Annotated in this window: 6 protein-coding genes and 1 CRISPR repeat array; of the genes, 1 reads left to right on the top strand and 5 read right to left on the bottom strand. The window is 57.3% G+C overall.

Annotation, left to right across the window (positions count from 1 at the left end; genetic code table 11):
- Positions 1–11 precede the first annotated feature (11 nt).
- Positions 12–4,317: direct repeats of the CRISPR family, unit length 28 nt; unit sequence GTTTGCTGCCGCGTAGGCAGCTGAGAAA.
- A 676-nt stretch (positions 4,318–4,993) separates the two neighbouring features.
- The 3 genes from P9292_RS12405 to P9292_RS12395 form a co-directional block, all read right to left on the bottom strand.
- The gene (locus P9292_RS12405; protein ID WP_250526905.1) at positions 4,994–5,326 is read right to left on the bottom strand and encodes a hypothetical protein; all 333 of its coding nucleotides are present in this window, start codon (positions 5,324–5,326) and stop codon (positions 4,994–4,996) included.
- A 55-nt stretch (positions 5,327–5,381) separates the two neighbouring features.
- A complete protein-coding gene (locus tag P9292_RS12400) occupies positions 5,382–6,080 on the bottom strand; it encodes a M35 family metallo-endopeptidase (RefSeq protein WP_309959207.1) in 699 nt (232 codons plus the stop codon).
- Positions 6,081–6,947: 867 nt separating this feature from the next.
- Complete coding sequence (locus P9292_RS12395) at positions 6,948–8,219, bottom strand: IS256 family transposase (protein ID WP_409015145.1); 1,272 nt, start codon at positions 8,217–8,219, stop codon at positions 6,948–6,950.
- A gap of 782 nt (positions 8,220–9,001) precedes the next feature.
- On the opposite strand from P9292_RS12395, the gene P9292_RS12390 reads away from it, so the two are divergent.
- Complete coding sequence (locus P9292_RS12390) at positions 9,002–10,453, top strand: aldehyde dehydrogenase family protein (protein WP_244829239.1); 1,452 nt, start codon at positions 9,002–9,004, stop codon at positions 10,451–10,453.
- 199 nt (positions 10,454–10,652) lie between these two features.
- Here the strand turns inward: P9292_RS12390 and P9292_RS12385 are convergent, their stop codons facing one another.
- On the bottom strand, positions 10,653–10,997 hold the full coding sequence (locus P9292_RS12385; RefSeq protein ID WP_250493641.1) for a hypothetical protein: 345 nt from the start codon (positions 10,995–10,997) through the stop codon (positions 10,653–10,655).
- 97 nt (positions 10,998–11,094) lie between these two features.
- Positions 11,095–12,039, bottom strand: a complete 945-nt coding sequence (locus P9292_RS12380; RefSeq protein ID WP_250493684.1) for a LysR family transcriptional regulator — start codon at positions 12,037–12,039, stop codon at positions 11,095–11,097.
- Between the last annotated feature and the right edge of the window lie 396 nt (positions 12,040–12,435).

Genomic DNA, 12,435 nt, shown 5'->3' with positions numbered 1-12,435 from the left:
TGAGTCGGCTAGTTTGCTGCCGTGTAGGCAGCTGAGAAATGTATGCGCAATCATTGCGGAGATGAATAAATGTTTGCTGCCGCGTAGGCAGCTGAGAAAATATTCGTTACCGGTTCATCGGTGGACATGCCGTTTGCTGCCGCGTAGGCAGCTGAGAAAAGACGATGACGGCTCCGCCGCAGGCAGCGACGAGTTTGCTGCCGCGTAGGCAGCTGAGAAAAAGTCGCAAGCCGGCGGGCTTTGCTTCTTGCTGTTTGCTGCCGCGTAGGCAGCTGAGAAATTCGTCATGCCGAAGGGTTGCCGAGATACCATGTTTGCTGCCGCGTAGGCAGCTGAGAAATCAATGACGCGCGGTGGGAAAGCTTCGGCGAGTTTGCTGCCGCGTAGGCAGCTGAGAAATGTTGGCTCTCATTCAAAGCGCGGATGGCGTCGTTTGCTGCCGCGTAGGCAGCTGAGAAAATCGCGCTCAATCCAGCTTCGCGGCACTCTCACGTTTGCTGCCGCGTAGGCAGCTGAGAAACTCAGTGACGCGAGGTGGGAAAAGCTCAAGCGCGTTTGCTGCCGCGTAGGCAGCTGAGAAAGTTCGCGCGTCGCGCGATCGATGAGCGATTTGGTTTGCTGCCGCGTAGGCAGCTGAGAAAGACGAAAAAAAGGCGCGTCGCGAAATCCAGCTGTTTGCTGCCGCGTAGGCAGCTGAGAAACTACATGATCTCGCGGATCGACTCGGCATACGAGTTTGCTGCCGCGTAGGCAGCTGAGAAATCGATGCGCGGCCGCCGGCGCTGGCCGGCCCAGTTTGCTGCCGTGTAGGCAGCTGAGAAAGGCTTCATCGAGCTTTGACTTGATCCAGCCCAGTTTGCTGCCGTGTAGGCAGCTGAGAAAAAGACGATTTCGGACGCGTAGGAGGGATTGTCGTTTGCTGCCGTGTAGGCAGCTGAGAAATTCTTGCGAAGCGGCTCGGCGAGCTTGCAAGAGTTTGCTGCCGTGTAGGCAGCTGAGAAAGGCGCGGTTGCCGACTATTCGGGTTTGGAATTGTTTGCTGCCGTGTAGGCAGCTGAGAAACTCAAGCGGGTCAGCGGTGCGCGCAACCGGCGCGTTTGCTGCCGTGTAGGCAGCTGAGAAAGACTCGATGCCGCGAACTTCGGCGATGGTGAAGTTTGCTGCCGTGTAGGCAGCTGAGAAAAATGGGCGAACGGTGTTCCTAGCTGGACACGTGTTTGCTGCCGTGTAGGCAGCTGAGAAAGCATGTCAGCGATGTACGGTGCGCGCTTCGCTGTTTGCTGCCGCGTAGGCAGCTGAGAAAGTTGGACGTGCCGCGACTGCGACTGCGTCGTGAGTTTGCTGCCGCGTAGGCAGCTGAGAAATTCGATGGTTTAGCGTTCTCGGGTTGCGCATCGTTTGCTGCCGCGTAGGCAGCTGAGAAAATAAAGGAGAAGAACGTGAGTGAACAGGCTGTGTTTGCTGCCGCGTAGGCAGCTGAGAAAGTCTCAGTTGATAGGCTCTTAGGGATTCGCTTGTTTGCTGCCGCGTAGGCAGCTGAGAAAATACGGGGGAAACTGCACGACGCCGATGTACTGTTTGCTGCCGCGTAGGCAGCTGAGAAAGACGACGCACCGCTGGGTCAAACATCCGCCGATGTTTGCTGCCGCGTAGGCAGCTGAGAAAATCAACAAGATTGCGCTGGCACTGAAGACGAAGTTTGCTGCCGCGTAGGCAGCTGAGAAAAACCGACGGCTTCGATTTGCGTGAGCAGAGCGGTTTGCTGCCGCGTCGGCAGCTGAGAAAACGTTGCGAGCAACGAGAACGAACGCAAGGAAGTTTGCTGCCGCGTAGGCAGCTGAGAAAGCTTTGGGGCCGATCGATATGGGTCGCGCAAATGTTTGCTGCCGCGTTGGCAGCTGAGAAAATCTCCTCGATAGCTCGCTGCGTGATCGGCTGGTTTGCTGCCGCGTAGGCAGCTGAGAAACACCCGTCGAGCAAAATCCGGTCGCACCAACTCGTTTGCTGCCGCGTAGGCAGCTGAGAAATGGTTCTCGGGCCTCGGTGCGAAATTCGCCGAGTTTGCTGCCGCGTAGGCAGCTGAGAAACGTGTTCGGGGTCTGCAACATGCAGCGCGAGGTCGTGTGCTGCCGCGTAGGCAGCTGAGAAAGCTGCAGCCACTGCCACAGCGATCTGTCTTTCGTGTGCTGCCGCGTAGGCAGCTGAGAAATTTTCTTTGCTGTCACCAACAGCGCGCGCTCGGTGTGCTGCCGCGTAGGCAGCTGAGAAATCGCCGTCGAAGTGCGCGAGCTCGATGGAGAAGTGTGCTGCCGCGTAGGCAGCTGAGAAAGCAAACGGGCAATATACGGGCATGCAAGCGCTGTGTGCTGCCGCGTAGGCAGCTGAGAAAATCAAGGTCGAAGTCTGTTCCGAGTCCGCCACGTGTGCTGCCGCGTAGGCAGCTGAGAAAAGCGTAAGTGATGAGAGAGAGCGCCCGTGCTGCGTGTGCTGCCGCGTAGACAGCTGAGAAGAAAGCGGCTGCGGCTGCCGTCATCGAGCAGGCGTGTGCTGCCGCGTAGGCAGCTGAGAAAGACCGTTCGAGTGGCGTGACTGCCGGACGCATGTGTGCTGCCGTGTAGGCAGCTGAGAAAAACGGCTCACCGGAGGCCATGCCGATCCTCCAGTGTGCTGCCGCGTAGGCAGCTGAGAAATTTCCCTCCCCCAAGTAAGAGTTCGCCTAATGGTGTGCTGCCGCGTAGGCAGCTGAGAAAGCACAGATGACGTCAGGAAACACGAAACTGCTGTTTCTGCCGCGTAGGCAGCTGAGAAACGCCGCAGCTCATGGGCATTGTGCCGAGCAACGTTTTCTGCCGCGTAGGCAGCTGAGAAATACAACGTTGCACCGGAGGATGTGGCGGCAGCGTTTGCTGCCGCGTAGGCAGCTGAGAAACGGCAGGAACCGCCCTCCGTCCGAGTCGTACGGTTTGCTGCCGCGTAGGCAGCTGAGAAAAGTCCGGCAAAACGGAAGTCGCGCAAAACTGGTGTTTGCTGCCGCGTAGGCAGCTGAGAAAGGAACTTCGGCAACGGCGGCGCTGGCTCGACGGTTTGCTGCCGCGTAGGCAACTGAGAAAAGACTGCCGCCGAGCGGGACGAAGCAGTCAGAGTTTGCTGCCGCGTAGGCAGCTGAGAAACGCCATTGAATTGGCAATGCAGCCGGCTTCCCCGTTTGCTGCCGCGTAGGCAACTGAGAAATCGCAGCGCTGCAGCCGGGCCATGCCGAGCTACGTTTGCTGCCGCGTAGGCAGCTGAGAAACACGACGTTCAACAGCATCCCGATCCTCGCTGGTTTGCTGCCGCGTAGGCAGATGAGAAAAATCATCTGTTCATCAGTATCGAATCCGATGAGTTTGCTGCCGCGTAGGCAGCTGAGAAAAGGTACTGTGCGCCAGTGAATCGTTGCATGGTGTTTGCTGCCGCGTAGGCAGCTGAGAAAACTGAATAGCGCGAGTGTCTGCGATCTCGCGTGTTTGCTGCCGCGTAGGCAGCTGAGAAACGGCTGAATGCGCCACGCCTCGGAGCGGCCATAGTTTGCTGCCGCGTAGGCAGCTGAGAAATCATGCCGCCCTTGTCGGCAATAAAAAAAGCCGTTTGCTGCCGTGTAGGCAGCTGAGAAACACGATGGGGTTTCGAAGAGGGAGCGGCTCGCTGTTTGCTGCCGTGTAGGCAGCTAAGAAACGCGAGCACCTCGGTCGGCGCAGACTTCATATTGTTTGCTGCCGTGTAGGCAGCTGAGAAACAGAAATGACGAAGCGCGGGGTGACTGAAATAGTTTGCTGCCGTGTAGGCAGCTGAGAAATTCACGATGACATACACGATGGAGCTCGATGACGTTTGCTGCCGCGTAGGCAGCTGAGAAATCATGATCGAGCCAGTCCTTCTGTGCCTCTGTTGTTTGCTGCCGCGTAGGCAGCTGAGAAAAGTATGCTTGTCTCGGGGGCGCTCACGTTTGTGTTTGCTGCCGTGTACGCAGCTGAGAAAATTCACTACCGCAAGTATCAGCGAAACGCGGCGTTTGCTGCCGTGTAGGCAGCTGAGAAATGCAGTGTCGCCCGGCAACGTACTAACGGTGAGCTTGCTGCCGTGTAGGCAGCTAAGAAATCGTAAACGGACGCCGCGCCCGCCCCGCTTCTCTTTGCTGCCGTGTAGGCAGCTGAGAAAAGTCTCGGCGCCGAACACCTTCGCTTCGTGGGGTTTGCTGCCGCGTAGGCAGCTGAGAAACGACACGCGCGCAGTCACGGGGTCGATCCGCGGTTTGCTGCCGCGTAGGCAGCTGAGAAAGCGTAGAGGAAGCGATGGCCGATTTTGCCGCCGTTTGCTTACACGCGATCTTTCTCAGCTGCCTACGCGGCAGCAAACACGGCAATTACCGGCAGCCCGACTTTCACGTCTTTCTCGGCTGCCTACGCGGCATGTCCGCATTTTTAATCGCCTTATTAGGTTGGCCTTCCTCGTGCGAACACGGTTCCTCGTTTGCTGCCGCATAGGCAGCTGAGAAAGCATAAATTGGGAATGGTTCGGTTCCCACGTACATAACGCGGGGTGTTAAACATACTCTCCATCGAGCGTTACCATGGTGTCCACAAATGCGTTGCTTCGTGAATGATCGTAGATACTCTAGAGTCGCCATAAGCGCTCCAATCCCGCATTACGCAGAACGCCTTACTTACGGCAAAAGTGCGCGTTCTAGTATCCGGCGCGCAAACGTGCGCTGCCTTGCCGCGCGATGTCTATCGCCGCCTGACAAATAAAACAAAAACGCCCCGCAAGCAGCGTTGAACGATACGATCTTGCCATCGGGACATTGAGATCATCGAAACCGAAACGGAGGGCATCGTTGAACTCCGCAACTAGACCAACGGGCGGGCCTGAAAGAAGACGAAGCAGGATGGCAATAGAGAAGCCCGCTCGAAAGCGGGCTTGAGTGGACCTGGGCTTCTACACCGCTGGCGAAAGTTTAACCGCAAGGGTTTTCGCCAGGCAGGAACTCGATGAGCAATCGATCGCGCTCTGAAGAAGGAACTGTCGCTTCTCCCTTCAACTGCTCAACATCTCTGTTTAGCCTTGCGTCCGATACACCTAGTTGCCGTAGATATGCGATTGCAGAGTCTACTCGCATGTTCGCAATTGCACGTGCGCTTGGCCGATCAGCCTCGATGAAGCCATAGACAACAACGGCTCCATTTCTAGCAGCACTGTTCTTTGCGTCGATGAAGAGCTTCGCTATTTCCACGCGATCAAGATTGGAGATAGTCGCGTCGTTCGGTTCAATCTTGGCGGCATATTGCATCGAGAAACTGCAAGCGTCTGCGTTCTCAGTGTGCAAAAGCAAGCCAAGCATAATGCTACTCGTCAGCGCTGCAAACGTACCACGCAATATTATCCGCATTTTTCATCGCCATGTTTGGTTCTTCAATTGCGAGTCTTTGTGCCATGAATTGACCATAGTAGATGGATTTATAATCAACAGTTGCAAAGGTATCTTCGAAATGCGAGCATTCGTGTACGAGAGTAAGCTGCATCGAGTCTCTTCTGCTTTTTGTTACCTGTGGCAGCGTGCAAAATTTCTCGTGAATGGCAATGGTATGCGTAGCCGTGTCGGGTGAGCAAACATGCGCTACTACCCCGTCAGGGGCATTGATATTTGGCACGCAACCCAACACCTTTTCGGCTTCCGGGTCGGGACGAATAAAATTTTTTGGCCGCAATCCATTCATAACCCCGCTTAAGGCGTTTGATTTTTTGACTAGTTCTTGCCGCATCGCCTCGTCCGTGCTGCCGAAGTAGGCCTTGACTCGAGCTTGCTCTTTGGCCCAAAGCGTAGATAAGGCCAGCACTCGAAGATTGATAAGTTTGAGCGCGTCATCCCGCAATCTCATCATCAATTGCCGAAATTCGGCGTTCGTCATGTTAGGGCAGATGGGCGTCGTATTGACAAAAACATCAACCGTCGAACCTTCTGCCGTGTTTGTCATCGCTTCGCCGACCGTGAACCATTCTGGATGATTCCCTCCACCCGGTGGCATGCCGTAAGTACTTTCCATTCCTTCTATCCTTTTTTTCAACTCGCGACGCTTTTGCATTGCTTTTTTAATGCCGACGGTTTGCCTTGTGCGTCCTTGGTCCCGTCCGGCGTCAAACCCGAAGCCGTATGTCGGCGATATCGCACGCCGCACAACGGTTGAATAGCTTCGTCACGTTGAACGACCTGCTGGTCGTAGATGACTGACGGCCTGGACAGACCGTCATGTTGCTTGTTGCTGAATGTCCTGCCGCACTGCCTCTGCTGTCTTCAATAAGAATGCCGGCATTACTTCCCGCATCACGCTATCTATGTCGCACGGGCACCGCACGCGGTTCCCGTTCAGCACGCTTGCGCGCACGTTCAACGTGAGAGTGTCACCGCTACCGTGTATGTTGAACCGGCGTTCGAATATCCCACACGTAGCCTCTCTAAATGAAGGGCTACTCGTTTCCCTTCATCGAAAGTTGTCGAGATAATGGCGAGTACCATGTCGCCCGTGGTAGTCCTATCAGCATGTCGTACGGCAAATTTCGTCATAGCTGTACGTCGAGTTGGATTGAGCCGGGTTTGCTTGTCTTGATGCGTTGAGTTCGCCCAGCTGTGTCCGTGGTTCCCTCAAAGAAGGCCCCGGAACCGGTACGCACGCGATAGCGTACATTCGCGAGGGGTTCGCCTGTCGCATGGTCGCGCAACGTGAATGTTTCGTCATAGTTTAAGGCGGCGGACGACTTCGCGAAGCCGCTTGACACAGCGACCTCGGCCGACGCGGGGCGCGCTTCGCTGTCGTCAATGATCCTGTGCCGACGGCCGTAGACCGAAAAGATAGTAGGCATGGTTGCGCATTTAGAACCTGTCCGCATTTTTGTGTGCGAGGCGGTTAGCGGAGTCACCCGCGTGCGTTGGTAAAACGCTCTCCAAACAGGATGGCAAACTGGTTCATCGCGGACGACCAGTCGAACGCCGCGCGTACTGACTTTGCCAGCACGTTGCGCAATGCCAGCCACAGCAGCTTGATGGCGGCCTCGTCATTGGGGAAGTGGCCGCGTGTCTTGATGATCTTGCGTAGTTGCATGTTCAGACTCTCAATGGCGTTTGTGGTGTAGACAACACGGCGTATGTCCGGCGGAAACACGAAGAACGGTGTGACGTTCTCCCACGCCCGTCGCCACGACTGCACGATAGTCGGGTACTTCGCACCCCACGGGCCTTCGGCAAAGGCCTCCAGGGCCTGCTGAGCGGCCTGTTCACTCGCGGCGGCATAGACCGGGCGCAGCGCTGCGGCCACGCTCTTGCGGTCCTTGTAGCTGACGTACTCCAGACTGTTGCGGATCAGATGCACGATGCAGGTCTGCACGGCCGTGCGCGGGTACGCCGTGCCAATCGCCTCAGCCAGTCCCTTCAGGCCGTCGACCACCGCGATCAGGATGTCCTGGCAGCCCCGGGTCTTCAGTTCGTTGAACACTTTCAGCCAGAACTTCGCCCCTTCGGTCTGTTCGATCCACAGGCCGAGCACATCGCGCTGGCCGTCGGCCTGAATGCCCAGCGCCAGATACACCGCCTTGTTGCTCACCACGCCGTCGCCACGGATCTTCACACGCAGCGCGTCGAAGAACACCACCGGGTACATCGGCTCAAGCGGACGGCTTTGCCAGGCGAGCGCTTCAGCCATGACTTCGTCGGTGACCGAGCTGATGAAATCGGGCGAAACCTCGGTGCCATAGGCTTCGGCCAGAAACGCCTGGATCTCGCGCACACTCATGCCGCGCGCGTACATGGCGATGATGCGCTCGTCGAAACCGGTAAAACGGCGCTCGTGTTTCGGAATCAGGATGGGTTCAAAACTGCCGTCACGATCACGCGGCAGATCGACCCTGAGCGGGCCATAATCGGTGATGAGCGTCTTGCCGCTGGCGCCGTTACGTTCGTTGTCCTGGCCGTCGGGTTTCGGCTGCCCCGCCAGGTAGCCCAGATGCATCTTCATCTCGGCGCCCATCGCGCGCTCGATGAGTGCCTTGTTGAACGCCAGCATCAGGTCCTGGACCTCGATGGGCGTCATCGGGCCTTTGACCAGGTCATCCAGCAGACCTTCCGGAAGGGCAGGCAGCGGCCCTCGGGCCGCTGCCTGAGAAGCGACGGTGCGTTTCTTCTTCATCGGCATATCCATGACTTTTACCTCTCATAATATGCCTCGCCCACAGAATTACGGATAGGTCCCGCATTTACACGCTACATGATCGCCGTCTACAGCCTGAAGTCTGCCGAGAATGTTCGTGCGTCGATGCCGCCTAAGCCGTGCGCCTTCGACAATCGTTCCCTCCGTGCCGCATGCGGCACAGAAAGCAAAGTCGCCGATACGTGCCGCAGTTCGGAGTCGGCCGCTTTGATCCGCGATCCTGAAAGGGGCGGCCCCTCGAATGACATAACTGTCTTTGTGACTGCTAAGTGGATCGCCTTCTACCGCAGCGTAATAAATAGTCATGCCGTGCTCTCAGGTCGTCAGCGCGCACAGATACTTAGTTTTGCCGTCTTGTGTGCTCACGTTTTATCTCCGTCCAAGGTTAAATGTCCTATGACGGTATCGCGAAATAGTTCGATGGAGCATTGAAATTTGTAAAATCAATCTTGCAATGAGAGCGTTGCTAAGAGGCAGCGAGTGCGCAGCGCGACCGAGAAAACTTAAGTCGCCGACGCTTAGGCTTAGAAGTCGACCGGGAGCTGCAGCCTAGTGCAGAAGTTGTCTGCCGCCGCGTAACCAACCGCCAAATAAGCCCGACTGAAAAGCCATCACCCAAACCCCTCCGCCCGCTCGCCCAAGCCGCCAAAGAAACCCGAAACCACCCACCCATACACCCCACCCTATACAAACGATAAGAATGTTTTTCTATCGACAACGCCGTAAGTGCCCCACCATGACACGATTCGATAAAAGCGGAGACGATCATGGCAAGCACCACGGATTTGAAGCGCTACGAACTGCTGATCGGCGGCGAGTTCGTCCGGCCCGGCGGCGCGGAATACTCGACGAATCTCGATCCCGCCACTGAAGAGCCGATCGCCTACGTCGCGCAAGGCACCGCCGCCGATGTCGATCGCGCCGTGATCGCCGCCCGCGCAGCGCTCAAGCCGTGGAACGCCATTCGCGCGGCGGATCGCGGGCGCATTCTGATGAAGCTCGCCGACCTCCTGCGCCAAAATCAGGACGAACTCGCCGCGCTCGAAAGTCTCGACGGCGGCAAACCGATCGCCGCCGTGCATCGGCAAGACGTGCCCGCCGCCATCGACACGCTGACCTACTACGCCGGCTGGTGCGACAAAATCAACGGCCAGGTCGTCCCCGCGCGACCCGACGCGCTCACCTACACCGTGCGCGAGCCGGTCGGCGTCGTCGCGGCCATCGTGCCGTGGAATTTTCCGCTGATGATCGGCATGTGGAAGATCGCGCCCGCGCTTGCCTGCGGCTGCACGCTGATCGTCAAGCCCGCCGAAATCACGCCGCTCTCCGCGCTGATGATCGGGCGGCTCGCGCTCGAAGCCGGCGTGCCGCCCGGCGTGCTCAATATCGTGACGGGCAAGGGTTCGGTCGTCGGCGATGCGCTCGTCGCGCATCCAGGCATCGACAAAGTGACGTTCACGGGATCGCCATCGGTGGGACGCGGCATCCTGCAAGGCGCGGCAGGCAACTTCAAACGCGTCACGCTAGAATTGGGCGGCAAATCCGCCAACGTTATTTTCGGGGATGCCAACATCGACGGCGCCGTGCGCGCGGCCGCCTCGGGCATCTTCTTCAACGCAGGGCAGGTGTGTTCGGCGGGCTCGCGCATCCTGGCGCAACGCACGGTCTACGACGAAGTGGTCGAGCGCCTCGCCGAGCGCGCGCGCACCATCAAGCTCGGCGATCCGTCGAAGCGGGAAACCAACATGGGCCCCGTGATCTCCGCCAAGCAGATGCAGAGCGTGCTGAATTACGTGGACATCGGCAAGGAGGAGGGCGCGTCGCTCGTGACGGGCGGACGGCGCGTCGGCGAGCGCGGTTACTTCGTCGAGCCGACCGTATTCGCGAACGTCGAACACGAGATGCGCATCTCGCAGGAAGAAATCTTCGGACCGGTCGCAAGCGTGATTCCCTTCGATGACGAAGCCGACGCGCTACGCATCGCGAACGGCACGCTGTATAGCCTCGCGGCGGGCGTGTGGAGCGCGGATATCGGACGCGTGCATCGCATGGCGGCGGGGCTCAAGGCGGGCACGGTGTGGATCAACACTTACGGCTATACAGATGTGCGCTTGCCCTGGGGCGGCTCCGGCGATTCCGGCTTCGGCCGTGAACACGGCGATGTCGCCATCGAAAACTTTACGGAGCCCAAGGCGGTTTGGGTTTCATTGACGCCTTGATAGGGGCTTTGCAAACAGCGGCAGCTTTGAACTTTGAATAAAGGCTGCTGCTTGTTTCTGTAGAAAGCGCGTTCGTCGGCGTTCGGATTGCGGCACCTGCACAACCCAATGCCGGAAGGCGGCCCGCACTAATGCCGGTCCGCCTTTCGAAAATCATGAAAGCGCGTTCAACGTTCCATACGAATACCGAAGCCGAGAATCAAGCTCGCACCTCTTTTCCTTCGTCATCCCGCGCACGCCAAAGCCGCGCGCGCTGCGTGCTGTCTTCATACTGCACGGTGTTTTGGCGGCACGCTTCGATTGTCGAATTCTTCCGCTCGACAATCGCGCCGCAAAGAAACTCCGCGCTGTAAGCCTTCAAAAGATGCGGCGAATGCGTCGCGATATATTGGGCGATCTTTCCGTAATCGCTTTCGGTCGAAGCGAGCGCGCGGTAGGTATCGGCATCCCAACGGAACATCAGGTCGAGCTCTTCGAATGCAGTATTGAAAGCGCACACTTGCGCCTGAACTTCGCGGTCGTCGCTTAAGGTCGCATGACTCATTTTCGTCTCCTGTATGGCCGTGGGGCTTCCATGCAGGATAGGGAACTCGATCCATTTACGAAAATTAAACTTTCTTCGCGTTTATATTTCGGATGACTTATACATCGGGTTTACCGGTACTCGCGACAATATGCGTAATCGCTTCGATCTGAGCCGCGCCTTCATCGACGAGAAATTGCTTGAATGCCAAGGCGACCGGAGGCAAACGCTTGTTGTTTCGATGAACGACGAACCAGTTGAGCATGACGGGAAAACCCTTGATATCCAACACCGCGAGTTTGCCAACTTGCAATTCCATGCTAATGGTGTGAGCAGACAAAAAGCTCACGCCCATGCCCGCAATGACAGCCTGCTTGATGGTTTCCGTGCTGGTTATCTCCATTGCCACGTTCAGATTGGAGAGACGGCCGGCAAAGCCTTCTTCCATCGAATTCCATGTGTCGGAGCCGCGCTCGCGAACGATAAACGGTTCATCCGCAAGCGCTTCTAGCGGCACGTCCTTGAGCCCGACCAGTGGATGATCTGGCGGCGCAACGATCACATACGGATGCGGCGCGAAGGAGATATTCACCGTGTCCATATCGCGTGGCGGCCGAACCATGACGGCCAGGTCGGTGAGATTATCAGTCAGTTGATGCAGCAGTTCCTCGCGATTATGAACCGCAAGATTGAGGCGGACATCCGTATTACGTTTGGTAAATGCCGCAAGCAAGCGCGGAAAGAAGTAGTCGCCCGCGCTAATGACCGCCACGTTGAGCGTACCGCCCGAAACCCCTTTGAGCCGCGCCATGGCGTCATCGGCTTCGCGGAATTGTTCGAGGATCGCGCGGCTGTGATGAAGCATCTCGTTGCCTGCGGTCGTCAGATAAATCTTTTTGCCGAGTTGCTCGAAAAGCGGCATGCCCGCATGTTCTTCGAGCTGTTTGACCTGAGTGGAAACAGCCGGCTGAGTGAGATAAAGCTCTTCGGCCGCGCGGGAAAAGCTCAACCGGCGTGCAACCGTTTCGAAGATTTTGAGTTGACGCAGGGTAGCATTACGCAGCACGGCGGGCCCTCATCCATTCACGATACTGAATTTATACAATAATTTTTTCTAACTTTCCTTAATCGTTTATATCCCCCACGATGCTTTCACGTCCTGCTAGTCTGTAAGACTTTCAAGGGCGAAGCGCACGGCCCCCACGGCGCGGCATCTTTAGCACCCAGCCAAAAAACGAAGCCTGCAAAGGCCGCATCAACCATCCAGCTCTATTGGGAATCGCTCGAAATGATTCTTCGATCGCCTGACGCGGATGCTTGCCGGATGTTCTCATCCATCGCCTTGTTCGATACGCGTTGCCACGCCCACGCCCGCGTCGCGTTACCCGAGCACTTTCCCTGACCGACCGCCACGCCGCCGACGCGCATAACGATGCACTCGCGCCGGCATCTCGCTGTA

Source organism: Caballeronia sp. LZ001 (genome assembly GCF_031450875.1).
Taxonomy (GTDB): Bacteria; Pseudomonadota; Gammaproteobacteria; order Burkholderiales; family Burkholderiaceae; genus Caballeronia.
Note: the sequence above shows the minus strand (reverse complement) of the source record. Positions and strands in the feature narration are given on the sequence as shown.